General features: G+C 69.6%; 19 protein-coding genes. 8 read left to right on the top strand and 11 right to left on the bottom strand.

Annotated elements, in window-relative coordinates; genetic code table 11:
- Nucleotides 1-253 precede the first annotated feature (253 nt).
- From BLV01_RS09410 to BLV01_RS09400, 3 genes are all read left to right on the top strand, one after another.
- Nucleotides 254-2,650, top strand: a complete 2,397-nt coding sequence (locus BLV01_RS09410; RefSeq protein WP_091797900.1) for a TonB-dependent receptor plug domain-containing protein — start codon at nucleotides 254-256, stop codon at nucleotides 2,648-2,650.
- Nucleotides 2,651-2,928: 278 nt separating this feature from the next.
- Complete coding sequence (locus tag BLV01_RS09405; RefSeq protein ID WP_091797897.1) at nucleotides 2,929-4,974, top strand: amidohydrolase family protein; 2,046 nt, start codon at nucleotides 2,929-2,931, stop codon at nucleotides 4,972-4,974.
- Nucleotides 4,971-5,351 (top strand): hypothetical protein, encoded by a 381-nt coding sequence (locus BLV01_RS09400; RefSeq protein ID WP_091797894.1) that lies wholly within the window; start codon nucleotides 4,971-4,973, stop codon nucleotides 5,349-5,351. The genes BLV01_RS09405 and BLV01_RS09400 overlap by 4 nt, the downstream gene beginning before the upstream one ends.
- A 221-nt stretch (nucleotides 5,352-5,572) precedes the next feature.
- Here BLV01_RS09400 and clpB read toward each other — a convergent pair whose 3' ends face one another.
- From clpB to rluD, 7 genes are all read right to left on the bottom strand, one after another.
- Nucleotides 5,573-8,158: an ATP-dependent chaperone ClpB gene (gene clpB, locus BLV01_RS09395; RefSeq protein WP_091797891.1), complete on the bottom strand. Its 2,586-nt coding sequence runs from the start codon at nucleotides 8,156-8,158 to the stop codon at nucleotides 5,573-5,575.
- A gap of 224 nt (nucleotides 8,159-8,382) precedes the next feature.
- On the bottom strand, nucleotides 8,383-8,913 hold the full coding sequence (gene gloA / locus BLV01_RS09390; protein ID WP_091797888.1) for a lactoylglutathione lyase: 531 nt from the start codon (nucleotides 8,911-8,913) through the stop codon (nucleotides 8,383-8,385).
- Nucleotides 8,914-8,965: 52 nt separating this feature from the next.
- The gene (locus BLV01_RS09385) at nucleotides 8,966-10,573 is read right to left on the bottom strand and encodes a SulP family inorganic anion transporter (protein ID WP_091797885.1); all 1,608 of its coding nucleotides are present in this window, start codon (nucleotides 10,571-10,573) and stop codon (nucleotides 8,966-8,968) included.
- A gap of 464 nt (nucleotides 10,574-11,037) precedes the next feature.
- Nucleotides 11,038-11,763 carry a DUF4166 domain-containing protein gene (locus BLV01_RS26235; RefSeq protein WP_175485840.1) on the bottom strand — a complete coding sequence of 242 codons (726 nt, stop codon included), beginning with the start codon at nucleotides 11,761-11,763 and terminating at the stop codon, nucleotides 11,038-11,040.
- Complete coding sequence (locus tag BLV01_RS26230) at nucleotides 11,763-12,596, bottom strand: PA3715 family protein (protein ID WP_175485839.1); 834 nt, start codon at nucleotides 12,594-12,596, stop codon at nucleotides 11,763-11,765. The genes BLV01_RS26235 and BLV01_RS26230 overlap by 1 nt, the downstream gene beginning before the upstream one ends.
- Nucleotides 12,593-13,387, bottom strand: coding sequence for a peptidoglycan editing factor PgeF (gene pgeF / locus BLV01_RS09375; RefSeq protein WP_091797880.1), 795 nt, complete (start codon nucleotides 13,385-13,387; stop codon nucleotides 12,593-12,595). Before pgeF ends, BLV01_RS26230 begins: the two co-directional genes overlap by 4 nt.
- Nucleotides 13,384-14,358 (bottom strand): 23S rRNA pseudouridine(1911/1915/1917) synthase RluD, encoded by a 975-nt coding sequence (gene rluD / locus BLV01_RS09370; RefSeq protein WP_091797877.1) that lies wholly within the window; start codon nucleotides 14,356-14,358, stop codon nucleotides 13,384-13,386. The genes pgeF and rluD overlap by 4 nt, the downstream gene beginning before the upstream one ends.
- 106 nt (nucleotides 14,359-14,464) lie before the next feature.
- Between rluD and BLV01_RS09365 the strand changes: the two genes are divergently transcribed.
- A complete protein-coding gene (locus BLV01_RS09365) occupies nucleotides 14,465-15,382 on the top strand; it encodes an outer membrane protein assembly factor BamD (protein WP_091797874.1) in 918 nt (305 codons plus the stop codon).
- A 257-nt stretch (nucleotides 15,383-15,639) separates the two neighbouring features.
- On the opposite strand, the gene BLV01_RS09360 is transcribed toward BLV01_RS09365, so the two are convergent.
- The 4 genes from BLV01_RS09360 to sucC all read right to left on the bottom strand — a co-directional run bounded on the left by BLV01_RS09360 (nucleotide 15,640) and on the right by sucC (nucleotide 19,955).
- The gene (locus BLV01_RS09360; RefSeq protein ID WP_091797870.1) at nucleotides 15,640-17,277 is read right to left on the bottom strand and encodes an NAD+ synthase; all 1,638 of its coding nucleotides are present in this window, start codon (nucleotides 17,275-17,277) and stop codon (nucleotides 15,640-15,642) included.
- Nucleotides 17,274-17,648 carry an endonuclease domain-containing protein gene (locus BLV01_RS09355; protein ID WP_091797867.1) on the bottom strand — a complete coding sequence of 125 codons (375 nt, stop codon included), beginning with the start codon at nucleotides 17,646-17,648 and terminating at the stop codon, nucleotides 17,274-17,276. The genes BLV01_RS09360 and BLV01_RS09355 overlap by 4 nt, the downstream gene beginning before the upstream one ends.
- Nucleotides 17,649-17,900: 252 nt before the next feature.
- Complete coding sequence (sucD, locus tag BLV01_RS09350; protein ID WP_091797864.1) at nucleotides 17,901-18,776, bottom strand: succinate--CoA ligase subunit alpha; 876 nt, start codon at nucleotides 18,774-18,776, stop codon at nucleotides 17,901-17,903.
- A 12-nt stretch (nucleotides 18,777-18,788) separates the two neighbouring features.
- On the bottom strand, nucleotides 18,789-19,955 hold the full coding sequence (sucC, locus tag BLV01_RS09345; RefSeq protein ID WP_074862717.1) for an ADP-forming succinate--CoA ligase subunit beta: 1,167 nt from the start codon (nucleotides 19,953-19,955) through the stop codon (nucleotides 18,789-18,791).
- Between the two features lie 365 nt (nucleotides 19,956-20,320).
- Here sucC and BLV01_RS09340 point away from each other — a divergent pair, with 365 nt between their 5' ends.
- From BLV01_RS09340 to BLV01_RS09325, 4 genes are all read left to right on the top strand, one after another.
- Entirely contained in the window at nucleotides 20,321-21,946 is a 1,626-nt protein-coding gene (locus BLV01_RS09340) for a sensor histidine kinase (protein WP_091797862.1), read from the top strand.
- Nucleotides 21,947-22,044: 98 nt separating this feature from the next.
- Nucleotides 22,045-23,460, top strand: a complete 1,416-nt coding sequence (locus BLV01_RS09335) for a sigma-54-dependent transcriptional regulator (protein ID WP_091797859.1) — start codon at nucleotides 22,045-22,047, stop codon at nucleotides 23,458-23,460.
- A 599-nt stretch (nucleotides 23,461-24,059) separates the two neighbouring features.
- Nucleotides 24,060-24,485: a pilin gene (locus tag BLV01_RS26795; RefSeq protein ID WP_091797856.1), complete on the top strand. Its 426-nt coding sequence runs from the start codon at nucleotides 24,060-24,062 to the stop codon at nucleotides 24,483-24,485.
- Nucleotides 24,486-25,408: 923 nt separating this feature from the next.
- Nucleotides 25,409-25,849: a pilin gene (locus BLV01_RS09325; protein WP_091797853.1), complete on the top strand. Its 441-nt coding sequence runs from the start codon at nucleotides 25,409-25,411 to the stop codon at nucleotides 25,847-25,849.
- The last annotated feature ends 6 nt before the right edge of the window (nucleotides 25,850-25,855 follow it).

The raw sequence follows: 25,855 nt of genomic DNA, 5'->3' as shown, positions 1-25,855 counted from the left end.
TGGCGGCGGGCCCGGTTCCGACCGGCCCAGGGCAATCCCCCGATCCTCGTTCGCTTTCTGGCCGCCGGCTCGCTGCGCATATGCGACCGGCGGTTCTTTTTGCCCGCGAACCGCGGCGCAGCGCCCAAAACGAGGCGCTTACCACCTTTTGATTACTTGCGTTAGCCGGTTTCTGGCCGCTTCATTGACCCGGTTGTTATGACCGTGTTAAACCCGGATGACATCGCTGTCAGTCCCCCATGCAGGAGTCTTCATGCACGCCAGCCGCACGCTCGCCCGCCCCGGTCTCCGCGCCCGCCATCCGCTCGCCCTCGGGCTGTCCCTGGCCCTGGGCCTGGCCGCGGCCCCCGCCGCCCTGGCCCAGCCGCCGGCCCAGGCCGACGCCAAGACCCTCGACCAGGTCATCGTCACCGGCACCCGCGTGTCCGACCGCACCGTGGCCGAGTCGACCGCGCCGATCGACATCATCACCCCCGAGACCCTGGAAGCCACCGGCACGGTCGAGCTGGCGACCGCGCTGTCGCGCGCCCTGCCCTCGCTGAACTTCCCGCGCCCGGCGATCACCGACGGCACCGACGCGGTGCGCCCGGCGCAGCTGCGCGGCCTCGCGCCCGACCAGGTGCTGGTGCTGGTCAACGGCAAGCGCCGCCACACCACTGCGCTGATCAACCTCAACGGCAGCCAGGGCCGCGGCTCGTCGCCGGTGGACCTCAACGCCATCCCGATCGCCTCGATCGAACGCGTGGAAGTGCTGCGCGACGGCGCCTCGGCCCAGTACGGCTCCGACGCCATCGCCGGCGTGGTCAACATCGTGCTCAAGGGATCCGGCGAAGGCGGCTCGATCGCCGCGCGCTACGGCCAGTACAGCGCCGGCGACGGCGAGCAGTACCAGCTCTCCGGCGACCTGGGCCTGCAAGGCGAGCGCGGCTGGCTGCGCCTGGCCGCGCAGGGCGGCCACCAGGACAACACCAACCGCGCGCGGCCGTTCCAGGGCGTGGTCGAACAGCGCTACGGCGATCCGGAGATCGACCACGGCGCGTTCTCCTACAACGGCGAGTACACGCCGGCCGATTACCTGTCGTTCTATTCCTTCGGCAGCTACAGCGAACGCGACGTGCTGTCCAACGGCTATTTCCGCTTCGCCGCCGACCCGCGCAACATTCCCTCGATCTACCCCAACGGCTTCCTGCCGCAGATCCACAACGTCAGCAAGGACCGCGCCGCGGTGTTCGGCGTGCGCAGCGAGACCGCCGGCGGCACCCAGATCGACCTGAGCTACAACTACGGCCACAACGGCCTGACCTTCGACATCGAGAACACGCTCAACCGCAGCCTGGGCCCCAGCTCGCCGACCCAGTTCTACGCCGGCGCGCTGGAAGTCACCCAGCACGTGCTGAATCTCGATTTCACCCGCGCGGTGGACTTCGGCTGGAAATATCCGGTCACCTTCGCCTGGGGCGCGGAATGGCGCGGCGAGGAGTTCGAGCAGCGCGCAGGCGACCCGCTGTCCTACGCCAACGGCGGCGTACGCGCGTCCAACGGCGACTTCATTCCAGGCGCGCAGGTCTTCTCCGGCTTCCGCGACATCGACGCGGGCAGATTCGACCGCCACAGCTATTCGTTCTACCTCGACGCCGAGGCCGACCTGACCGACAAATTCTCGCTCGGCGCCGCCGCGCGATACGAGAGCTACAGCGATTTCGGCGAGACCACCTCGGGCAAGCTGTCCGGCCGCTATGCGTTCACCGACAAGATCGCGCTGCGCAGCACGATATCGACCGGCTTCCGCGCGCCGTCGCTGCAACAGCAGTATTTCCAGTCGATCGCGACCAACTTCATCAGCGGCGTTCCGTTCAACATCGGCACCTTGCGGGTCGACAACCCGGCCGCGATCGCGCTCGGCGCCGAGCCGCTCAAGGCCGAGGAATCCACCAACTACAGCCTGGGCCTGGTGCTGCAACCCTCCGAGGGGCTGTACATCACCGTCGACGCCTATCACATCTCCGTCGACGACCGCATCCTGCTGTCGGAGAACCTGCGCAGCGCAGCAGTCACGCAGTACCTCAACCAGAACGGCTATGTCGGCGTGGACGGCGGCCGCTACTTCACCAACGCCGTCGACACCAAGACCCAGGGCGTGGACCTGATCGCCACCTACGCCTGGGACGTCGGCAACGGCAAGCTCAGCACCACCGCCGGCTACAACTATTCCAAGACCGAAATCGAGAACATCGCGCCGAACCCGCCGCGGCTGGCGGCGATCGACCCGGCCGCGGTGCGCATCGGCCGCACCGAGATCGGCCGCATCACCAAGGGCGCGCCGCGCGACAAGTTCTTCCTCGCCGGCGACTGGAAGAGCGGCAACTGGAACCTCACCGCGACCGCCACCCGCTACGGCCAGTTCACCGAGCTGCATGCGACCGACCCGCTGCAGGACCAGACCTTCAGCGCCAAGTGGACCCTGGACCTGGCCGCGACCTACCGCCTGGACCGCTGGGACTTCACCGTCGGCGGCGACAACGTGCTCAACGAATACCCCGACGAGTCCAAGCTGGTGCGCGGCACCCGCAACTACCTGCCGTACAACACCGCCTCGCCGTTCGGGTTCAACGGCGCGTTCGCGTACTTGAAGGCGGGCTACAAGTGGTGAGGCGCGCGACAGCCTGAAACCTGCACGAAGGCCCGGGCCCGTCCCGGGCCTTCGCGCTTTTGTGGGAGGGCCTTCAGGCCCGATGCTTTTCGGTCCGGTCGCTGCGACCTGAGACAAAAGCATCGGGCCTGAAGGCCCTCCCACAAAGCCGTCCCACAAAGGCCGCCGGCCGTCCGTTCGCGGGCCAGTTCCCACTGCCGGCACATCCCCGCGCCGCGCGGATCGGCTATACCGGTCGGACACGTTCCCGCCATCAGCACGCCACCCGGAGCCCGACGATGCGTCCGATCGCCCTGCTGTCGCTGTCCCTCGCCCTCGCCGCCGCGCTGAGCGCCCACGCCGCGCCCGCCACCCGCGACTACGCCGTGCTGATGCAGGGCCGCAGCGCCGGCGCGCAGACCGTGACCACCGCCGCCAACGGCTCGGTCCAGGTCGAGTTCCACTACGCCGACCGCGGCCGCGGCGACCGCACCAGCACCGGCTGGCGGCTCAACGACGACGGCACCCTGCGCGAGTACAGCGGCCGCGGCAACGACTACCTGCTGACCCCGTTCGAGGAAAGCTACCGGGTCGAAGCGGGCAGCGCGCGCTGGAAGAACCCCAGCGAACACGGCGAGCGCGCGTTGGCCGCGCCGGCGTTCTTCCTGCCGCTGCAGGCCGCCCCGGAAGCCACCGGCGCGCTCGCCCGCGCCCTGCTCAAGGCGCCGCAGCGCACGCTCGCCTTGCTGCCGGCCGGCGAGGCGCGGATCGAGCGCGTCGGCGAATACCTGATCGCCGGCCGCGACGGCACGGTCGAACTGCAGCTCTACAGCATCCTCGGGCTCGACTTCACCCCGCGCATGGTCTGGCTGCGCGAGGACGGCCGCACCGCCGCGACCATCGCCGCCTCGGGCTGGTTCGTCACCGTCGACCGCGAGTTCGAGCCGGCGGTGGCGAAGCTGACCGAACTGCAGGAAGCCGCCGCCGCGCGCTGGGGCGCCGACTTCGCCCAGCGCCTCACCCATGCGCCCAAGGGCCCGCTGCTGATCCGCAACGCGCGCCTGTTCGACCCGCGCGACCTCAGCGTCGAGGCCGGCACCAGCGTGCTGATCGAGAACGAACGCATCGTCCGCGTCGGCCCCGACGCGCAGCTGCGCGCGCCCGCGGGCGCGGAAGTCCTCGATGCGCGCGGCCGCTTCCTGATGCCCGGCCTGTGGGACGTGCACAAGCACTACAGCAGCACCGAGGACGGCGCGCTCGACATCGCCGCCGGCGTCACCAGCGCGCGCGACGTGGCCAACAACTTCGACACCTTCCTGCAGCGGGTCGAGCGCTTCGACGCCGGCAGCGAGATCGGCCCGCGCGTGCTCAAGGCCGGCTTCATCGACGGCCCCGGCCCCTACGCCGGCCCGACCAAGATGCTGGTGTCCACGCCCGAGGAAGCGGTCAAGGCGGTGGACTTCTACGCCGACCGCGGCTACATGCAGATCAAGAGCTATTCCTCGCTGAAACCCGAACTGGTGCCGGTGATCGCCGACCGCGCCCACGCCCGCGGCCTGCGCTACAGCGGCCACGTGCCGGCGACGATGTCGGCGCGCCAGTTCATCGAGGGCGGCGCCGACGAACTGCAGCACCTGCTCTACGTCGAACTCAACTTCATGTATCCCGGAGTCAAGGACACCCAGAGCATGCAGCGGCTCACCGCGGTGGCCGAGCGCGCGCACGAGTTCCCGCCCGAGGCGCCGAAGGTGCGCGAGTTCATCGGCTTCCTCAAGCGCCACCGCACCGTCATCGACGCGACCATGGCGTTGGAAGAAGACCTGTTCGGCGGCGACCCGACCGACAAGATCCCGCCCGGCCTGCGCGGCGTCACCGAGCGGCTGCCGCCGCAGGCGCGGCGCAACCTCAGCTGGGGCGCGCTGAAGCCGCCGCACGGCAAGGAAGAGGCCTACAAGCAGGCATTCCCGAGCATGCTCAAGCTGCTCAAGGCGCTGCACGACGCCGGCGTGACCATCCTGCCCGGCACCGACGCGATGGCCGGCTACATGCTCCACGCCGAACTGGAAAGCTATGCGCGCGCCGGCATCCCCAACGCCGAAGTGCTGCGCCTGGCGACGCTGACGCCGGCGCAGGTGCTGGGCGTGGACAAGGACCGCGGCGTGGTCGCGCCGGGCAAGTACGCCGACCTGGTGCTGATCGACGGCGACCCGCTCAAGGATATGCGCGACATCCGCAAGGTCGATGCGGTGTTCAAGGGCGGCAAGCGCTACGATCCGGGCGAGATCGAGCAGGCGCTGGGGATCGTGCCGCGCAAGGCGGCCGCGGCGCAGGCGAGCGGCCGGTGAGCTACGACCTGATGGTGTTCGACCCGACCGTCGCGCCGCGCGAACGCGCGGCCTTCCTGGCCTGGTACCGGGCCCAGACCGAGTGGAGCGAGCCGCACGACTACCGCGACCCGCTGGTCACCTGCTCCGCGCTGCTGGCGTGGTATTCGCAGATGCGCGGCGAGTTCCCCAACATGCACGAGGCGGCGTTCGCCGACGACGGCGACCTGCACGCCACCGAATACTCCATCGGCTATTCGTCGATCTACGCCTGCTTCCGCTGGCCGCTCGCCGAAGCCGCGTACGCGGCCACGCGCGCGGCCGCGGCGCGCCACGGCGTCGGCTTCTTCGACGCCAGCGGCGACGCCGCCGACATCTGGTTCCCGCCGCCGAAGTGACCGGCCACCCCCTGTAGGAGCGGCGCAAGCCGCGACCCGGCCAACCGGCCGCCGAGGCAACCCGAAGGCGCAACCGAACCATCCGGTTTGGATACCGCGGCGCGGCGATCCGGACCGGCGCGGTCGCGGCTTGCGCCGCTCCTACAGGGAGCCACGGGACAACGCTCGCGAAAACGGCCCGCAACGCGGGCCGTTTTCGTTTACCTCGCCACCGAAGAACCTCAGCCCTTGGCGAACACCAGGTGCCCGCCCGCGGCATCGACCTGGATCGTATCGCCGCCGGCGAACTCGCCGCTGAGGATCTTCTGCGCCAGCGGGTTCTCGATCTGCTGCTGCACCGCGCGCTTGAGCGGCCGCGCGCCGTAGACCGGGTCGAAGCCGACGTTGCCGATCAGGGTCAGCGCCGCCTCGCTCAGCGACAGCTTCAGGCCGCGCTCGGCCAGCCGCTTCTCCAGGCCGTGCAGCTGGATCTTGGCGATCTCGCGGATCTGGCTCTTCTCCAGCGGGTGGAACACCACGATGTCGTCGAGCCGGTTGATGAACTCCGGGCGGAAGTGGGTCTGGACCACGCCCATCACCGCCGCCTTCATCTGGGTGTAGGCCTCCGGCGTGTTGTCGCTGCTGAGCTCCTGGATCATCTGCGAGCCCAGGTTGGAGGTCATCACGATCACCGTGTTGCGGAAGTCCACGGTGCGGCCCTGGCCGTCGGTCAGGCGGCCGTCGTCGAGCACCTGCAGCAGGATGTTGAAAACGTCCGGGTGCGCCTTCTCGACTTCGTCGAGCAGGATCACGCTGTAGGGACGGCGCCGCACCGCTTCGGTCAGGTAGCCGCCTTCCTCATAGCCGACATAGCCCGGAGGCGCGCCGACCAGGCGGCTGACCGAGTGCTTCTCCATGAACTCGCTCATGTCGATGCGGATCATCGCGTCGGAAGAGTCGAACAGGAACTCGGCCAGCGCCTTGCACAGCTCGGTCTTGCCCACGCCGGTCGGGCCGAGGAACAGGAACGAACCGCTGGGGCGGTTGGGATCGGACAGGCCGGCGCGCGAACGCCGCACCGCGTCGGACACCACCCGCACCGCTTCGTCCTGGCCGACCACGCGCGCGTGCAGGGCCTGCTCCATCTTCAGCAGCTTGTCGCGTTCGCCTTCGAGCATCTTCGCCACCGGGATGCCGGTCCAGCGCGCGACGACCTCGGCGATCTCCTCGGCGGTGACCTTGTCCTGCAGCAGCTTGAAGCCCTGGGTCTCGGCCTCCTGCGCGGCCTTGAGCTGCTTTTCGAGTTCGGGCAGCCGGCCGTACTGGATTTCGCTCATGCGGCCGAAATCCTGCGTGCGCTGCGCCGCTTCCAGGTCGAGCTTGGCCTGCTCGATCTGCTCTTTGATCTTGGTCGCGCCCTGCAAGGTGGCCTTCTCGGCCTTCCACACCTCTTCCAGGTCGTTGAAGTCGCGTTCGAGCGTGGCGATCTCGGCTTCCAGGTCGGCCAGGCGCTGCTTGGATTCGGCGTCCTTCTCCTTCTTCAGCGCCTCGCGCTGGATCTTGAGCTGGATCAGCCGGCGCTCCTTGCGGTCGAGCTCCTCGGGCTTGGAGTCGATCTCCATGCGGATGCGCGAGGCCGCCTCGTCCATCAAGTCGATGGCCTTGTCGGGCAGCTGGCGGTCGGCGATGTAGCGGTGCGACAGGGTCGCCGCGGCGACGATCGCCGGGTCGGTGATCTCCACGCCGTGGTGCACGGCGTAGCGTTCCTTGAGCCCGCGCAGGATCGCGATGGTGTCCTCGACCGTCGGCTCGCCGACGAACACCTTCTGGAAGCGGCGCTCCAGCGCGGCGTCCTTCTCCACGTACTTGCGGTATTCGTCGAGCGTGGTCGCGCCGATGCAGTGCAGCTCGCCGCGCGCCAGCGCGGGCTTGAGCATGTTGCCCGCATCCATCGCGCCCTCGGCCTTGCCGGCGCCGACCATGGTGTGCAGTTCGTCGATGAACAAGATCACCTGGCCTTCGTTCTTGGACAGGTCGTTGAGCACGGCCTTGAGCCGCTCTTCGAACTCGCCGCGGAACTTGGCGCCGGCGATCAGCGCGCCCATGTCGAGCGAGAGCACGCGCTTGCCGCGCAGGCCTTCGGGCACCTCGTTGTTGACGATGCGCTGGGCCAGGCCTTCGACGATCGCGGTCTTGCCGACGCCGGGCTCGCCGATCAGCACCGGGTTGTTCTTGGTCCGGCGCTGCAGCACCTGGATGGTGCGGCGGATCTCCTCGTCGCGGCCGACCACCGGATCGAGCTTGCCGTTCTCGGCGCGCGCGGTCAGGTCGATGCAGTATTTTTCCAGCGCCTGGCGCTGGTCCTCGGCGTTTTCCGATTGCACGCTCTCGCCTCCGCGCAGCTTGTCGATGGACGTTTCGAGTTTGGCCTTGGTCGCGCCGGCCGCCTTGAGCGCGCGGCCGACATCGCCGCCGTCCTCGAGCGCGGCGAGCAGGAACAGTTCGCTGGCGATGAAGGCGTCGTTGCGCTGCTGCGCCAGCTTGTCGGTGACGTTGAGCAGCCGCGCCAGGTCGTTGCCCAGCGACACGTTGCCGGCCTGGCCGCTGACCTTGGGCAGCTTTTCCAGCGCCTCGCCCAGGCGCTCGCGCAGCAGCGGCACGTTGACGCCGGACTGGGCCAGCAACGGCCGGGTGCTGCCGCCGCTCTGGTCGAGCAAGGCGGTCAGCAGGTGCGCCGGTTCGATCACGCTGTGGTCGCGCCCGACCGCCAGCGATTGCGCGTCCTGCAAGGCCTGCTGGAAGCGCGAGGTCAGCTTGTCCATCCGCATGGAGGGTTCTCCGAAAGGTAGGTGGCGGCTGCCGCGCGAGTCTGCCAAGCGGGCCGCGAATGACCTGTTAATGCGGGCTTTGGCGGGTGTTTCAAGGCGCGCAGACCCGCGATTCAGCCCCGGGAACCCGGCCGCAGACACGCGAATCCCCCGGCCGCTCGCGCGGCGCGGGGGATCGATTTTCGCGCCGGCCCGGCGGCGATGGACCGCCGGGCCGGCGCGGCTCAGACCCGCGAGGTCGGCTGCAGGATCTCGACCCAGTAGCCGTCCGGGTCCTTGATGAAGGCGATGTCCTTCATCCGCCCGTCGGTGAGGCGCTTCTGGAACGCCACGCCGAGCTGCTCGAAGCGCGCGCAGGCCGCTTCCACGTCCGGCACCGACACGCAGATGTGGCCGAAGCCGCGCGGGTCGCTGTTGCCGTGGTGGTAGGCGAAACCGGCGTCGTTCTCGGTGCCGTGGTTGTGGGTGAGTTCGAGCACGCCGCGCTGGCTCAGCAGCCACTGCCCGCGCGCCGGCTCCTCGGCGGGAATCTGCGCCGGGTCGTTCACCAGCACCAGGAAGTACAGGCTGAACTGCGCGTCCGCGAAATCGCGCTTGCGCACCAAGGTGAAGCCGAGCACGCGGGTGTAGAAATCCAGCGAGGCCTTCGGGTCCTTGATCCGCAGCATGGTGTGGTTGAACACGAAGTCGCGGGTCGCGGCCTCGGGCTGGGCGGTCACGCCGGGCACGGCGTTGAGTTCGTTCTGCAGGGACATGGCGTGGGTCGGTGCGAGGGAAGACAAAATCTGGGGCCGCGCGCGGCCGCTCTCAAGCCTGCGCCGGCGGCGCGACCGGATCGCGCTGCAGGGACAGCAGGATCAGCAAGGCCGCCAGCCCCAGGTAGGCGCCGATGAACTGCCAGGCGATGACCTTCTGCAGCCCCTCCAGCGCCCACGGCAGGTACACGCCGCCGCGCGGATCGACCGAGTGGATGATCCCGAACAGCGCCAGCGCGGCGCCGCCGAGCAGGAACGCCGCGGCGCGGCGCAGGCGGCCGTCGACCATCGCCGCCACCGCCGAGGTCCAGATCATCGAGGTCATGATGAAGCCGTTGCCCAGGGTCACGATCACCGCCAGCTCCGGCAGGCCGTGGCCGTCGAGCGCGCCGGCCAGTTCGGCGTGGCGGGCCGGGTCGATCCAGGCCGGGTTGCCGGTCTTGATCGACAGCATGTAGGCGATCGGCGGCAGGAAGCCGAACACCATCGCGGTGGCGTGCTTGCCCGGCGTCGCCTGGAACGCCTGGGTGGTGATGTCGAGCGCGACGTAGACGATGATCGGCGCCAGCACCGCCAGCGGCAGCCACTGCACCAGCCCCGAGACGATGCCGAAGATGCCGCCCAGGCCGATGAACAAGCCGGTCAGCAGGGTGTAGCCGCTGCGCGCGCCCATGTGCTTGTACGCAGGCTGGCCGATGTAGGGCGTGGTCTGGGCGACGCCGCCGACGAAACCGGCGACCAGGGTCGAGAACGCCTCGGCCAGCAGAATATCGCGGGTGCGGTAATCGTCGCCGGCCGCGCGCGCGCTTTCGCTGACGTTGATGCCGCCGACGATCATCAGCAGGCCGAACGGCAGCAGCAGCGGCAGGAACGGCACGGTGTGCGGCAGGCCTTCGATGAAGCCCAGCGTCGGCAGCGGCAACACCAGCTGCAGCGGCTGCGGAGTCGGCCAATGGAAGCCCGGCGCGCCCAGGCCGAGCGCGCCGAAGCCGTAGAACAGCGCGGTGCCGAACACGAACGCGACGAACACGCCCGGCAGCTTCACCGGCAGCCGGCCCTTGGCCACCAGCACGTACAGCAACAGGCCGAGGGTCATGAAGCCGACCAGCGGCGAACGCAGCGTTTCGATCAGCGGCAAAAAGCCCATCAGCACCAGCGCGGTGCCGGCGATCGAGCCGAGCAGGCCGGCGCGCGGGATCATCCGCGTGACCGCGTCGCCGGCGAAGGACAACACGAATTTGAGCAGCCCCATCACGATCAGCGAGGCCATGCCGAGCTTCCAGGTGGCGTCGGCCGCGGCGGCCTCGTCCAGGCCGGCCTGCTTGAAGCCGACGAAGGCCGGGCCGAGCACCAGCAGGGCCATGCCGATGCTGGTCGGCGCGTCCAGGCCGAGCGGCATCGCGGTGACGTCGACGCGGCCGCTGCGCGCGGCCAGCCGGCGCGCCATCGCGGTGTAGATCAGATTGCCGACCAGCACCCCGAACGCGGTGCCGGGGAACATGCGGGTGTAGATGACCTCGGCCGGGAAACCGAAGATGCCGATCAGCGCCGCGGCGATGAAGCCCAGGATCGACAGGTTGTCGACGACCAGGCCGAAGAAGCCGTTGAGGTCGCCGGGCACCAGCCACGAGCGTCGCGCCTGCCTGGACTCGGCGTTCATCGGCCGCGCCCCTGGCTCATCGCGGCCGGCGCCGGCACCGCGCGACGGCGGCGGGAAACATCGGGAAAGGCAGCAACGCTCATGGACGGTACTCGCAACGCGGGAGGGGACGCTTCCATGACGCTCGGGCCTGCGATCCGTTCGCAGCGACGAGTGTGCCGGCAATCGGCGCGATTGGGGCGATCCGCGAGGGGCGATCGGGTTATCGGCTCATGCCTGCGCGCGCCGGACGGCCGCGCCGTCGCCCGCAGCCTAGCCCGGACCCGCCCGAAGCCCCGGCCCGCCCGCAACCCTTGCCCCAAACCGTCGTTCCGGCGAACGCCGGAATCCGTTTCGATCTTGTCTTGCGGCGAAACCGACGAAGAGGCCATGCGGAAGCGAAAGCAACATGGATTCCGGCGTTCGCCGAAATGACCGGGTTTGTAAGGGGACGACGGGGTGGGACGAACCGCCCCCGCACCCGCTCACTCGCCGACGTCGAGCCACCCGCGATAGCGCACCAGCAATCCCACCGCCGGCAGCTGCGCCTGCACGTCGAAGTGATAACGCCCCTCGCGTTCGAACTCGCGCGCACGCACGCCGGCGAACCAGCCGCGCGGCAACGGCAGGCCCAGCGCGCGCACGCGCATCAGCCGCCAGGACAGGCCCGGATCGTGGCGCTCGTCCTCGGCTTCGCCGTGCTCGGCGCCGTAGCTGGTGGGCGCGCCCATCGCCGCCGCCGACACCCCCGCGGACGAGACCGTGATCGAATCGCCCGTGTGCGCCGACACCGTGCGCGCCAGCGCCGCCTCGGGCGCCTCGCCGACCGGTTCCAGTGCGAACGCGAAGCGCATCGGCCCGAGCCGTTCCAGCACCAGTCCGTCGCGCCCGGCCAGGCGCGAGCGCAGGGTCGATTTGCCGAACCGCCGGATCCAGGTTTCGCCGTGCGGCCCGGCCTGGATCTCGACTTCGACCGGCCCGGCGTACGCCTTGGGAAGCCCGACGATGCGCGAGAACAACCGCGACCACAGGCCGTGGCCGCGTTCGATCTCGGCCTCGCCGCGATACGACTGGCGTCCGCTGCGCCCGTGCACCTGCCGCAGCGTGCGCGGCAACAACACGAACCGCACGCCGAGCGCGCGCGGATACAGGCCTTCGCGCGCGCCCAGGCGGGCGGCGTCGCGGGCGGCGTTGGCTGCGCCGGCCTCCATCACAGCCCGCGCAGGGATTGGGGCACGACGTACTCGCGGCCGTCGAAGGCCAGGCGCACGCTGCTCTTGTTCTTGGCCACGGCCTTTTCGTCGCAATCCTTGCCGTCGGCGACGGCGCGGCTGCTTTGTTCGGCGCTGTTGACCAGCAGGCCGGCGTAGCCGTGGTCGCGCTTGGCGTCGATGGCGACGGTGCGCTTGGCGTTCTCGAATTCGCCGGCGCAGTTGCCGTCCCATTCGCCGCGGTCCAGCGACATCTCCAGGTTGCGCAGTACCGGCCGCAGCGTGCCGCCGTCGCCGGCGTACAGGCTCAGCACCGTGCTCGCGTACGGGTTGACCCGCGACGAGCCGCTGTAGGCCACGCGCACGCCGAACGCGGTGACGGCCTCGTTGAGGCGATAGCGCGCGGTGTCCAGGGTCACCGAGGAGATGCGCATCGCATCGGAGACCAGCGGCTCGGGCTGGCGGTAGCGCTGCAGGATGCGCGGCCTGGCCGAATCGGCCACCAGCACGTCCAGGTCGGCGGTGTCGACCTCGCCGCTGGCCTCGTCGTGGCGCAGCCGCACCGCCAGCAGGGTCTTGCCGGGCGCGGCCGGCCACACCTTGCAGGCGACGTCGTCGAGCTTGATCCAGCGCGTGGGCGACCCCGCGGTGCGCAGGAACTCGCCCTCGTCGCCGGTCACGCTGTCCGCGCCGGGATAGGCGGCCAGGAGCAGATCGTAGGAACGCCCGCCGCAACCGTCGTCGGCGCGCGCCTGCAAGGGCGCGGCGCCGAAGGTCGCGGCGAGGGCGAGCGACAGCGACAGGACCGTCCGTTGGGCCTTGGGGTACGTCATGGTGTTTGCATCCAGACAAGAGTCGCCATGCGGCCGGTGCGGCGGTCGCGGCGGTGGGAAAAGAAGCGGTCGGGTTCGGAAATCGTGCACAAGCCGCCGCCGTGGACATGGTCGGCGCGCAGGCCGGCGCGCGCCAGCCGTTGCCGCGCCAGCGCGTACAGGTCGACCAACCAATGCCCCGGCCGGGTCGCGACGAATGCGCTTGCGGCGGCGGCATCGACGGCGAGGAAGGCGTCGCGCACGTCCGCGCCGATCTCGTAGCGCTGCGGCCCCGCGGCCGGGCCGAGCCAGGCGCGCAGGCGCGCGGGCTCGCTGCGCATCGCCGCGACCGTGGCTTCGAGCACGCCGTCGGCCAGCCCGCGCCAGCCGGCGTGGGCGGCGCCGACTTCGCTGCCGTCGTGCGCCGCCAGCAGCACCGGCAGGCAGTCGGCGGTGAGGATCGCCAGCACCGTGCCCGGCGTGGAGGTCACCGCGGCATCGGCCTCGGGTTCGCCGCCCGGCTCGTCGCTGCCGGGCGCGCCGTCGAAGCGGACCACGCCGGCGCCGTGTACCTGGCGCAGCCAGCGCGGCGCCGACGGCAACCCGGCGGCCTGCGCCAGCAGCGCGCGGTTGCGCAGCACCGCGGCCGGGTCGTCGCGCTGCTCGCCGTGCAGCGTGCCGAGGTTGAACGCGTCGAACGGCGCCTGCGACACGCCCAGGCCGCGGCGCACGCTGGCGAAGCCGCGCACGCCCGGCGGCGCCGGCCAGCCGGCGTCGATCCAGGGTTTCGCGGCGTCGGCGCCTGCCGTCACCGCCCGGCCTCGGCGGCGGCGCGCGAATCCTCGCGCAGTTCGGCGACCAGGTTCAGCAGGTCGGCCGGCACCGGCGCGGTGCAGCGCACCGGTTCGCCGCTGGCCGGATGGACGAATTCCAGGGTTTCGGCGTGCAGCGCCTGGCGCTTGAAGCCGCGCAGGGTCTCCACCAGCGAATCGCTCGCGCCCTTGGGCAGCTTGAGCGGGCCGCCGTACAGCGGGTCGCCGACGATGGGGTGCTTGAGGTGCTGCATGTGCACGCGGATCTGGTGGGTGCGCCCGGTTTCCAGACGGCATTCCAGCAGGGTGTGGGCGCGGAAGCGCTCGCGCAGGCGGAAGTGGGTGACCGCCTCGCGGCCGTCCTCGCGCACCGCCATGCGCAGGCGGTCGCGCGGGTGGCGGTCGATCGCGGCGTTGGCGGTGCCGCCGGAGACCAGCGCGCCGACCACCACCGCCAGGTACTGGCGGTGGACCTCGCGCGCGGACAGTTGCTCGACCAGCGAGGTGTGCGCCGGCAGGGTCCGCGCCACCACCATGACCCCGGAGGTGTCCTTGTCCAGGCGGTGGACGATGCCGGCGCGCGGCAGCGCGGCCAGCGACGGGTCGTGGTGCAGCAGGGCGTTGACCAGGGTGCCGGCGGGGTTGCCGGCGCCGGGGTGCACGACCAGGCCGGCGGGCTTGTCGAGCACGATCACCTCGGCGTCCTCGTACAGCACGTCCAGGGCGATGTCCTCGGCCACGGCGTGGGTCTGGGTGTCCAGGACCACGTTCAATTCGACCGCCTCGCCGCCCTGGACCGGGTCGCGCGGGCGCACCTCGCGGCCGTTCAGGCGGGCGTCGCCGGATTTGATCCAGGCGGCCAGGCGCGAGCGCGAGTAATCGGGGAACAGTTCGGCCAGGACCGCGTCGAAGCGGCGGCCGGCGGCGGCGTCGGGCACGGTCGCGGTCAGGGTCTGGCGGGAGTCGGTCATCGCGGGCTTCGGGGGCTAGTGAGGGAAGACGGGTCCGGTTAAGGGCTCGGACCCGCGGACTGCTATTATCGGCTCTTCGTGCCTCCGGCGCCTGTCGATGCCTGCCATGACCGAACGTTCCACCCCGTCCCGCGCCCTGCTGCGCGTAGTGTCCCTGCTGCTGATCGTCGCCGTGGCCGGCACTGGCTGCTCGCGGGTCGGCAAGATGTTCAAGAAGAACAAGGACGCCGACGAGGGCCAGCCGGTCGAGGCCATCTACGAGAAGGCCCACAAGTCGATGACCAACGGCAACTGGGCCTCGGCCGAGCTGAGCTTCAAGCGCCTGGTCGCCCAGTACCCGTACGGCCCCTACACCGAGCAGGCCCTGATCGAGACGGCCTACGCCCAGTACAAGTCGGGCAAGCACGACGACGCGATCAGCAGCATCGACCGCTTCATCCGCACCTACCCGACCCACCGCAACATCGCCTACCTGTACTACCTGCGCGGCCTGGTCAATTCCAGCCGCGACACCGTGTTCCTGCAGAAAGTCTGGCGCCTGGACGTGAGCCGCCGCGACCTGGCCACGCCGATGCAGGCGTACAACGACTTCCAGATCGTGGTCGAGCGCTACCCGAACAGCCGCTACGCGCAGGACGCGCGCAAGCGCATGATCGTGCTGCGCGACACCTTCGCCCGCCACGAGCTGGACGTCTCGCTGTACTACCTGCGCCGCACCGCCTACGTGGCCGCGGCCGACCGCGCCAAGTTCTTGCTGGAAACCTACCCCCAGAGCGGCTACCAGTACGACGCGGTGGCGGTGCTGATGAAGTCCTACGAGGGCCTGGGCAACGCGGGCCTGGCCGCCGACGCCAAGCGCGTGCTGCAACAGAACGACGCCAACCACCCGGCGCTGACCGGCGACTGGCCGGACTACCCGAGCAACCTGCGCAAGCTCAACCCGTTCGCGGGCGAGCGCTCGGCGGTGGACAACCGCGACAAGCTCGAAGCCAAGCGCGCCGAGAAGGCGGGCAAGGGCGAATAAGCCTTACCGCCCTCGCCAACGAAAAACGCCGCCCTCGGGCGGCGTTTTTCGTTCCAGACCGCAAGAATGCGGCCGAAGCCACCTGTAGGAGCGGCGCAAGCCGCGACCGCGACACCGCGCCTGTAGCGCCTGCACCGAAAAGCGAATCGCCCCCCACGAAGCCTCAACCGGCAGCGACGCCGCGCGTCGTGGCGCTGCGTCGTGGTTGCGTTGTCGCGGCTCGCGCCGCTCCTACAGGGAGAAACGCGCCAACAACCTCAACCGGAGTAGCGGTTGGTGATCGGATACCGCCGCTCGCGCCCGAACGCGCGCCGCGACACCTTCGGCCCCGGCGCGGCCTGGTGCCGCTTCCACTCGCTGATCCGCACCAGCCGCAGCACCCGGTCGACGGTCGCGGCCTCGAACCCGGCGGCGACGATCTCCTCGCGCGACTGCTCCTGGTCGACGTAGCGCAGCAGGATCGCGTCGAGCACGTCGTAGGGCGGCAGCGAATCCTGGTCCTTCTGGTTCTCGCGCAGCTCCGCCGACGGCGGCCGGTCGATCACCGCCCACGGGATCACCGGCGAGCCGGCGACCGCGTTGCGCCAGCGCGCCAACGCGAACACCTCGGTCTTGTACAGGTCCTTGATCGGCGCGTAGCCGCCGCACATGTCGCCGTAGATGGTGGCGTAGCCGACCGCGTACTCGCTCTTGTTGCCGGTGGTCAGCAGCAGGCCGCCGAACTTGTTGCTCATCGCCATCATCAGCGCGCCGCGGGTGCGCGACTGCAGGTTCTCCTCGGTCACGTCCACCGGCTTGCCGGCGAAGGCCTCGGCCAGGGTGTCGAGGAAGCCCTGGAACGGCGCCTCGATCGGCAGCGCCAGCAGCCGCACGCCCTGGCGCGCGCACTGCTCGGCGGCCAGGTCGTTGGACAGGTCGGCGGTGTAGCGCGAGGGCATGCGTACGGCGACGACGTTCTCCGGCCCCAGCGCATCGACCGCGATGGCCATCACCAGCGAGGAATCGATGCCGCCCGACAGGCCCAGCCAGACCTGTTCGAAGCCGTTCTTGCGGCAGTAGTCGCGGGTGCCGCGCACCACCGCGCGCCAGGCCAGCGCGTCGCGGCTTTCCTCGTGCTCGACCGGCCACGACACCGGGGTGAAGCGGCGGTTGGCGTCGTCGTAGTCGGCGACCAGCCAATGGTCCTCGAACGCGGCCGCGGCCGGGTGCACCGTGCCGTCGCCGTCGGCCAGCACCGAGGCGCCGTCGAACACCAGCGCGTCCTGGCCGCCGACCACGTTGAGATAGGCCAGGGCCACGCCGGTCTCGCGCGCGCGCAGGTCCAGCAGCGCGTCGCGCTGGGCGTGCTTGTCGCGCTCGAACGGCGAGGCGTTGGGCACCAGCACCAGGCTGGCGCCGGCGCGCGCGGTCGCCGCCAGCGGCTCGGCGAACCACAGGTCCTCGCAGATCACCACGCCGACCTGCACGCCCTTGGCTTCGAACACCACCGCTTCGCCGTCGGGATCGACGTCGAAGTAGCGGCGCTCGTCGAACACCGCGTAGTTGGGCAGCTCGCGCTTGCGGTAGGTCGCCTCGATACGACCGCCGCGCAGCACGCTGGCGGCGTTGTAGACCACCGCCCCGGCCGCCTGCGGCCAGCCGACCACGGCGACGATGCCGTGCGTCGTCGCCGCCACGCGCTCCAGCGCGGCCTGGCAGTCGGCGAGGAAACCCGGGCGCAGCAGCAGGTCTTCGGGCGGATAGCCGCTGATCGCCAGTTCCGGGAGCAGCACCACGTCGGCGCCGTGCTCGTCGCGGGCCTGGGCGATCAGCGCGGCGATGCGCTCGGCGTTGGCGTCGACCGCGCCGACGGGGAAATCGAACTGGGCCAGGGCGATGCGCAGGGGCTGGGTCATGGGTGCGGGATTCGAGAAAGTCGGTCGCGGGGGTGGCCGTCGAGCGCGGCCAGGATCTGTTCGAGGACGGCTTGGGTCTGCAGCAGGACGTCATTGTTCCAGAATCTGAGGACGCGGTAGCCCTCGGCCTGTAGGGCCATGCTGCGGACGGCGTCGGCGAGGCAGGCGCCGTGCTGGCCGTCGTCGACTTCGACGATCAGGCGGCGCTGCATGCAGGCAAAGTCGGCAACGTAGGAGCCGATGGGCACCTGGCGGCGGAACTTGAAGCCCAGCAGCCTGCGGTCGCGCAGGTGGAACCACAGGCGGCGCTCGGCGTCGGTCATGGTCCGGCGCAGGCGGCGGGCGAACTGGCGCTTTTGGCGTGGGCGCATCCTTGCGCTCCTCGGTTTGGCGGGAGGGCAGTATCTCGCTGCTGGGCGGCCCTCACCCCAACCCCTCTCCCGCAAGCGGGAGAGGGGCCTTGCCGCGTCGAGACGTAGGAATTTCGCTGCCCTCCCGTGCATTCGAGCCCCTCTCCCGCTTGCGGGAGAAGGGTTGGGGTGAGGGCCGCCCAACAACGAAAAAGCCGCCCGAAGGCGGCTTTTCCACAGATCCAACCGGACGAATCCGACCGACCCGACTGCTTACTTGCCCAAACGCTTGGCGATCGCCGCGCCCAGGTCGCCCGGCGACTTGACCGTGGTGACGCCGGCCTTCTCCATCGCCGCGAACTTGCCTTCGGCCGTGCCCGAACCGCCCGAAGCGATCGCACCGGCATGGCCCATGCGCTTGCCCTTCGGCGCCGAGGCGCCGGCGATGAAGCCGACCACCGGCTTGGTCACGTACTGGGCGATGAACTCGGCCGCTTCTTCCTCGGCCGAACCGCCGATCTCGCCGACCATGATGATGCCTTCGGTCTGCGGGTCGTCCTGGAACCACTTCAGCGCGTCGATGAAGTTGGTGCCGTTGATCGGGTCGCCGCCGATGCCGATGCAGGTCGACTGGCCCAGGCCCACGTCGGTGGTCTGCTTGACCGCTTCATAGGTCAGCGTGCCCGAACGCGAGACGATGCCGATCACGCCCGGCTTGTGGATGTGGCCCGGCATGATGCCGATCTTGCACTCGCCCGGGGTGATCACGCCGGGGCAGTTCGGACCGACCAGGACCACGTCCTCAAAGCCGTTGAGGGTGTTCTTGACCCGCAGCATGTCCAGCACCGGGATGCCTTCGGTGATGCACACGATGACCTTGATGCCGGCGTCGGCCGCTTCCAGGATCGCGTCGGCCGCGAACGGCGGCGGCACGTAGATCACCGACGCGTCGGCGCCGGTCTCGTTGACCGCGTCGCGCACGGTGTTGAACACCGGCAGCCCCAGGTGCTGGGTGCTGCCCTTGCCCGGGGTCACGCCGCCGACGACCTTGGTGCCGTACTCGAGCATCTGTTCGGCGTGGAAGGTGCCCTGCGAGCCGGTGAAGCCCTGCACGATCACCTTGGTGTTCTTGTTGATCAAAACGGACATGTCATCGGCCCCTTACTTGCCAGCGACGGCGGCAACCGCCTTCTTCGCGCCATCGTTGATGTTGTCGGCCGGGGTAATGGCCAGACCCGAATTCTTCAGCAGTTCCTTGCCGGCTTCCACGTTGGTGCCTTCCAGGCGCACGATCACCGGCACCTTGACGTCGACTTCCTTGACCGCGGCGATGATGCCCTCGGCGATCATGTCGCAGCGGACGATGCCGCCGAAGATGTTGACGAAGATCGCCTTGACCTTGTCCGAGCTGAGGATCAGCTTGAACGCCTCAGTCACGCGCTCCTTGGTGGCGCCGCCGCCGACGTCGAGGAAGTTGGCCGGCGAGCCGCCTTCCAGCTGGATGACGTCCATGGTCGCCATCGCCAGGCCGGCGCCGTTGACCATGCAGCCGATGTTGCCGTCCATGGTGACGTAGTTGAGGTCGTGCTGGCTGGCCTTGACCTCGGTCTCGTCTTCCTGGCGGATATCGCGCATGTCGGCGAGATCCTTGTGGCGGAAGGTCGCGTTGTCGTCGCTGTTGACCTTGCCGTCGAGCACGGCGAGGTCGCCGTTGGTGAGGATCGCCAGCGGGTTCAGCTCGACCAGCGCCAGGTCCTTCTCGTTGAACAGCTTGTACAGGCCCAGCATGATCTTGGTCAGCTGGCCGGCCTGCTTGGCGTTGAGGCCCAGATCGAAGGCGAGCTCGCGGCACTGGTAGGCCTGCAGGCCCTGCACGTAGTTGACGTGGATGGTCTTGATCGCCTCCGGGGTCTCCTCGGCGACCTTCTCGATCTCCACGCCGCCTTCGGCCGAGGCGATGAAGGTGACCGACTTGGTCGAGCGGTCGACCAGGACCGACAGGTACAGCTCCTTGGCGATGTCGGTGCCTTCGGAAATCAGCACCGTATCGATCGGCAGGGCGACGCCGGCCGACTGGTAGGTCTCCATCTTGGTGCCCAGCATGGCCTGGGCGTACTGCTTCACTTCGTCGAAGTTCTTGGCCAGCTTGACGCCGCCGGCCTTGCCGCGGCCGCCCGCGTGGATCTGGGCCTTGACCACCCACAGGTCGCCCGGGATGGCCTTGGCCGCCGCGACGGCCTCTTCGGGAGTGCGCGCAACGCGCCCGGCCGGCACTGCGATGCCGTAGTCGGCAAACAGCTGCTTTGCCTGATATTCGTGGAAATTCATGCGTCACCGAGGGGAGTGAAAGACGTCCCGCGCGGACGCACGGCCGGGGGCCGGAGCGGGCGCGAGGGGGCCGCATTGTCGCCGATCGCGGCGGGGCGAGCAAAACCCCGCGCGGCCGGGCCGACCGGCGGAAGCCCGCGTACCGGGCCGCGGCGGGCCCGGGCGGGTCTTGCCGGCGGCTGCGAACGGCCCCGCCCCGGGCCGGCGCGGACCGTCACCGGACCTGTGGCCAGATCCGGCAAGGCCGGCACACCGGCAGCGCAAGGCCTGCGCCCGTCTGCGTCCAAGGCGGCCGCGCGGCGCGGCGACCGCGCCAGCCAGCCGCCCTATACTGATCGATACTCCGCCCGCGCAGGGAAACCCGCTTGCCGTCAGGTCTCGCCCCCGTCACTCCGGCCGATGCCGACTCCGCGCTGCGCCGCGAACTGTATTTCTTCACCCTCTACCGCCTGCTCGAGGCGGCGCTGCTGGTGCTGTTCCTGTTCGGCCCGGTCGAGAACCTGATCGGGGCGCCGCGCCACGACCTGTTCGCCCGCTCGCTGTCGCTGTCCTATCTGTTCATCGCCAGCCTGCTGTTCGTGTTCGGCCGCCGCGGCGACCTGCGCGCGCAGGTCTTCGCCGGCATCGCCTGCGACCTGTTCTTCGGCATCCTCTCGATCCACGCCCTGCCCGGCGCCGGCACCGGCATCGCCCTGATGCTGATGTTCAACGTCGGCGCCGCCGCGCTGCTGCTGCCGACCCGCTTCGGCATCGGCGCGGCGATCGCCGCCTGCCTGGGGCTGGTCGGCGAATGGCTGTGGACCGAACTGGGCAACGAGGCGCTCGGCCGCACCGTCGCCGAGCCGGTGATGTTCGCCCTGGGCTACCTGTCGATCGCGCTGCTGACCAACACCCTGGGTCGGCAGATGCGCCAGAGCCAGGAACTGGCCGAGCGCCGCGGCGCCGAGGCCGCCAACTACGCCGAGATCAACGAACTCATCATCCGGCGCATGCGCACCGGGGTGCTGCTGGTCGACGGCGAAGGCCGGCTGCGCCTGGCCAACGAGGCGGCGATGCTGCTGCTGGGCGACAACGGCGAGCACAACGGCGGCCAGCACGGCCATCGGGTGCTGGCGATCGCCTCGCCGGAACTGTCGCGCCGGCTCGGCCGCTGGCGGGTCGAGGGCCGCCCGGACGAAAGCCCGCTGCGGCTGGCGCCGGACCTGCCGGAAGTGGTGCCGCGCTTCACCCGCTTGCTCGCCGGCAGCGACCAGACCCTGATCTTCCTCGACGACACCTCGCTGGTCTCGCGCCGCGCCGAATCGATCACCCTGGCCGCGCTGGGCCGCTTCTCGGCCAGCCTCGCCCACGAGATCCGCAACCCGCTGGCGGCGATCAACTACGCCGTGCAGCTGCTGGAGGAGTCGCGCGACATCGCCGTGTCCGACCGGCGCCTGCTCGAGATCATCCGCCAGCAGGGCTCGCGCATGAACGGCATCGTCGAGAACGTGCTCGGCATGGCGAGGCGCGAGCCGGCCAAGCCCGAACACGTCGAGCTGATGGGCTTCGTGCGCCAGTTCGTCGACGAATACCGCGCCATCCACCCGATCGAGCAGGACACCGTGCGCGCCACCGGCGCGCACGCGCAGGCGCCGGCGCTGGTCGATCCGCGCCAGCTGCACCAGGCGCTGACCGTGCTGGTGCACAACGCGCTGACCTACGGCCGCCAGCCCGGCGAACCGGCGCGGGTCAGCGTGCACGTGTACTTCGACGAAGTCGGGCTGCCGGCGATCGACGTGCTCGACCGCGGCCCCGGCATTCCCGACTCGGTCGCCGAACGCCTGTTCCGGCCGTTCTTCACCACCTCCGCGCACGGCACCGGCCTGGGCCTGTACATCGCGCGCGAGCTGTGCCGCGCCAACCAGGCCTCGCTCGACTACGTGCCGGTGCCCGGCGGCGGCGGCTGTTTCCGCATCCGCCTGGCCGGCGCCAGCGCGCTCGCGTCGGCCTGAGCGAACAATGTGACTGCGCGCACGGCAAGCAGAAAACGTGCCACAAGCGTCTTGGCCGCGACAGGTTCGTTAAGTTATCGTGGGCGGTGGAGGGCGTAATGGCTGAAACCCGTAGTGCATTGGTAGTCGACGACGAACGCGATATCCGCGAGTTGCTCGTCATGACGTTGGGCCGCATGGGCCTGCGTTGCGATACCGCGTCGGGCCTCAACGAGGCCCGCAGCCAGCTGCTGCGCAATCGTTACGATCTGTGCCTGACCGACATGCGCCTGCCCGACGGCTCGGGCATGGACCTGGTCGCCGAGATCAGCCAGAAGCATCCCAACACGCCGGTGGCGATGATCACCGCCTTCGGCAACGTCGAAGCCGCGGTGGAAGCGCTCAAGGCCGGCGCGTTCGACTTCGTCGCCAAGCCGGTCGACCTGTCGGTGCTGCGCGACCTGGTCCGCCACGCGCTGGAGCTGCACGAGACCCGCCGCACCGCCAGCGAGGCGGTCGGTTCGCGCCTGTACGGCGAATCGCCGGCGATGATCAAGCTGCGCCAGACCATCGGCAAGGTCGCGCGCAGCCAGGCGCCGGTGTACATCGCCGGCGAATCGGGCGTGGGCAAGGAACTGGTCGCGCGCACCATCCATTCCGAGGGCGGCCGCGCCGACGGGCCGTTCGTGCCGGTCAACTGCGGCGCGATCCCGGCCGAGCTGATGGAAAGCGAGTTCTTCGGCCACAAGAAGGGCAGCTTCACCGGCGCCCACGCCGACAAGCCCGGCCTGTTCCAGGCCGCCGACGGCGGCACCTTGTTCCTCGACGAAGTCGCCGAGCTGCCGCTGGCGATGCAGGTCAAGCTGCTGCGCGCGATCCAGGAAAAATCGATCCGCCCGGTCGGCGCCCAGGCCGAGGTGACGGTGGACGTGCGCATCCTCTCGGCCACCCACAAGGACCTGGCCGCGCTGGTCGCCGAAGGCCGCTTCCGCCAGGACCTGTACTACCGCATCAACGTGATCGAACTGCGCGTGCCGCCGCTGCGCGAGCGCCTGGACGACCTGCCCGGCCTGGCCGCGAAGATCCTGCACCGCCTGGCCGGCAACCAGGGCCGGCCGGTGCCGCGGCTGGGCGACGACGCGCTCGAAGCGCTGCGCGCCTACAACTTCCCCGGCAACGTGCGCGAACTGGAGAACATCCTCGAACGCGCCCTGGCCCTGGCCGAAGGCGAAGTGCTCAGCGCCGGCGACCTGCGCCTGCCGCGCCTGGCCACCCAGGCCCCGCCGGGCAGCGTCGCCGGCGCCGCACCGCCGCCCGCCGGCCAGGCCGTGCCGCCGGGCGCGGTCGATCCGCGCACGCTGAACCCGCGCGACACCGCCACCAGCGCCCTGCCGTCCTACATCGAAGAGATCGAACGCGCCGCGATCCAACAGGCGCTGCAGGAGAACCGCTACAACAAGACCCGCACCGCGGCGGCGCTGGGCATCACCTTCCGGGCGCTGCGCTACAAGCTCAAGAAACTCGGGATCGACTGAGCCGCGGCGCGCCGGCGATGGCCGCCGGCTCGGCCCGAAGCCACGACAAGACGCCGATCCGCGAGGGTCGGCGTTTTTCTTTGGCCAGTCCCGAAGCCGCGCCGCCGAGCGTGGCGTGAAGCTGCCGGCACCTCGCAACTGGACGCGGCGGATCGGCCGCACCGACTTTGCCGGGCGCAGCGGTTACGCCCCTGCGCGCGCCCGGCCGGCGCGGACCGGCGCCGACGAAGCATCGACGACCAGGCACGGAGCGAGCGCCGCCCGGCCAGTCGATCGAGCCAATGCACGGCAGCAGGCACCAGATGCACTCCACTGAGGGTGCCTTCAGTGCGTGCTTATGGCGACCAATATCTCGCTTCGAGCGCACCCGAAAACACAGGGGCGCTTTCGCATCGAATGCCGCAATTCCTTGCCTCGGCAAGAGACGCATGAAGTGCGCCAATCGAAGTCCAATTTACACACAGCAATTACACACAATTTCGAATTGGCACGGAGCCTGCGTAATCCCCTACGCACCCGCAACTCGCACGACCGCCGGATACCCGCGGTTGCTGTACCTGCCGGCGCCCGCAACGTCCGACACCACTTAGGGGATACACATGACCAAGCAACACGGCTTCACCCTGATCGAGCTGATGATCGTCATCGCGATCCTCGGCATCCTAATCGCCATCGCCCTGCCGGCTTACCAGGACTACAGCGTCCGCACCAAGAACGCCGAGTGCCTGAACGTCGCCGCCGCCGCCAAGCTGGCCGTGACCGAAACCGCCCAGGACCGCGGCGGCCTGGACAAGGTCGACGCCACCAACACCGGGTACGAATTCGTCGCCAGCAAGTACTGCGCCAGCGTCAAGATCGAAGCCACGAACGGAGTCATCGTTACCGAGGCCACCGCCCTCTCCGGCGGCAATCCCATCGCCAAGTTCAAGCTGGTGCCGACGGCCGACAAGGGCCGCATCGACTGGGCCTGCACCGAGACCAACGGCGCCAAGAAGTCGCAGCTGCCGGCCGAATGCAGGGGCTGAGGAGCCACGGGACTCTTCACCCAATCCCGCCTTCGCTCGATTAGGGACGCCGCAAACGGCGTCCGCGATCGACACGAAAATGCCGGCCCCCGTGGCCGGCATTTTCGTTTCCGGCCGAAGTGCCTGCGCAGCCGTGCAGATCCGCCGGCCCCGCGCCAACGAACGTAGTCGCCACTGACCTCGCTCGCGCTTCCCCCCGCGAGGCAATCGCAGGCCGCGCCAGGCCGCCACTCATTGGCCGGGCCAACCGGGCGCAGCCGCCTGTTAAGCGCTCTCACCGACCGAGCGCGCGCACGATATCCACCCGGTTACGGGCAGCTGGCGCATTCCAACGGATACCTGCACGGACCTCTAGCGCATTGCACGAGAGATCGTTAAGCGGACGAGGCGACGGCGTCGTCTCGACTCGACGGCCATGGGCCTCGAGCCGCCCGCAGCAACGCGATGCCCCGGGGGCATCGACCTGCCCGTCGCCCCGGTCAGTGCAGCCCCTGGCCGCTACCGCCGTCTCTCGACGCCGACACCTGGACCAGCAAGCACGATCGCCCGGCCGACTGCCGCGCGCCGATCCTCCAGCCCTGTTCGCCCGCCATGCCGCTGCAATCCGGGCCACGGCACCTGTGCCAACAGCGCAGGAACGAATTTCGATCCGAATCACGTTTTCCCGGGCACCTCATCCAACCTGACGCTTTTGGTCACCGTCGCCCCTGCCTTACTGACCTAAAGCGTCACCTCGGCCGGCCAAGCCATGCCCCGATGCGTGACTGCCCTAGCAGTTTAGGAGCAGGTGCCATCGTAAGCCCCACTTGGCACGGGTTGTGCGTAGTCATTCCGTGCACGGACAGATCGCCAGGCACCTTCGATGGACCGAAAGCTGAAGCGCTCTGGCACGTGAAAGCAACCACACTCCTAGGGGATACACCATGAAGAAGCAGCAAGGCTTTACCCTCATCGAACTGATGATCGTCATCGCGATCCTCGGCATCCTGATCGCCATCGCTCTGCCGGCCTACCAGGACTACCAGGTCCGCACCAAGGCCACCGAAGGCCTGAACGTCGCCGCCGCCGCCAAGCTGGCCGTCGCCGAAGCCGCCAACGACAATGGGGGGGTCGACAAGATCAAGACCGCCGACGTCTCGTACTCCTTCACCAAGGACAGCACCAAGTACATCGAGACCATCGCCATCGGCGACGAAGGCGTGATCACCGTGACCACCAAGGGCACCGGCGCGACCACCCCGATCGTGTTCACCCTGACCCCGAAGGCCAACACCGACAAGACCGCGATCGACTGGGCTTGCAAGGGCACCGGCGGCGACAAGGTCTCGCAGCTGCCGTCCTCGTGCCGTCCGAAGGCCACCTAATCCTTC

It is taken from the genome of Lysobacter sp. yr284 (genome assembly GCF_900107375.1).
GTDB lineage: Bacteria > Pseudomonadota > Gammaproteobacteria > Xanthomonadales > Xanthomonadaceae > Lysobacter.
This window is presented reverse-complemented; position numbering and strand designations above follow the sequence as displayed.

Coding starts and splice junctions, on each gene's coding strand:
- BLV01_RS09410 (WP_091797900.1), top strand. CDS start 254: ATGCACGCCAGCCGCACGCTCGCCCGCCCCGGTCTCCGCGCCCGCCAT.
- BLV01_RS09405 (WP_091797897.1), top strand. CDS start 2,929: ATGCGTCCGATCGCCCTGCTGTCGCTGTCCCTCGCCCTCGCCGCCGCG.
- clpB (WP_091797891.1), bottom strand. CDS start 8,158: ATGCGGATGGACAAGCTGACCTCGCGCTTCCAGCAGGCCTTGCAGGAC.
- gloA (WP_091797888.1), bottom strand. CDS start 8,913: ATGTCCCTGCAGAACGAACTCAACGCCGTGCCCGGCGTGACCGCCCAG.
- BLV01_RS09385 (WP_091797885.1), bottom strand. CDS start 10,573: ATGAACGCCGAGTCCAGGCAGGCGCGACGCTCGTGGCTGGTGCCCGGC.
- BLV01_RS26235 (WP_175485840.1), bottom strand. CDS start 11,763: ATGGAGGCCGGCGCAGCCAACGCCGCCCGCGACGCCGCCCGCCTGGGC.
- BLV01_RS26230 (WP_175485839.1), bottom strand. CDS start 12,596: ATGACGTACCCCAAGGCCCAACGGACGGTCCTGTCGCTGTCGCTCGCC.
- rluD (WP_091797877.1), bottom strand. CDS start 14,358: ATGACCGACTCCCGCCAGACCCTGACCGCGACCGTGCCCGACGCCGCC.
- BLV01_RS09365 (WP_091797874.1), top strand. CDS start 14,465: ATGACCGAACGTTCCACCCCGTCCCGCGCCCTGCTGCGCGTAGTGTCC.
- BLV01_RS09360 (WP_091797870.1), bottom strand. CDS start 17,277: ATGACCCAGCCCCTGCGCATCGCCCTGGCCCAGTTCGATTTCCCCGTC.
- BLV01_RS09355 (WP_091797867.1), bottom strand. CDS start 17,648: ATGCGCCCACGCCAAAAGCGCCAGTTCGCCCGCCGCCTGCGCCGGACC.
- sucD (WP_091797864.1), bottom strand. CDS start 18,776: ATGTCCGTTTTGATCAACAAGAACACCAAGGTGATCGTGCAGGGCTTC.
- sucC (WP_074862717.1), bottom strand. CDS start 19,955: ATGAATTTCCACGAATATCAGGCAAAGCAGCTGTTTGCCGACTACGGC.
- BLV01_RS09335 (WP_091797859.1), top strand. CDS start 22,045: ATGGCTGAAACCCGTAGTGCATTGGTAGTCGACGACGAACGCGATATC.
- BLV01_RS26795 (WP_091797856.1), top strand. CDS start 24,060: ATGACCAAGCAACACGGCTTCACCCTGATCGAGCTGATGATCGTCATC.
- BLV01_RS09325 (WP_091797853.1), top strand. CDS start 25,409: ATGAAGAAGCAGCAAGGCTTTACCCTCATCGAACTGATGATCGTCATC.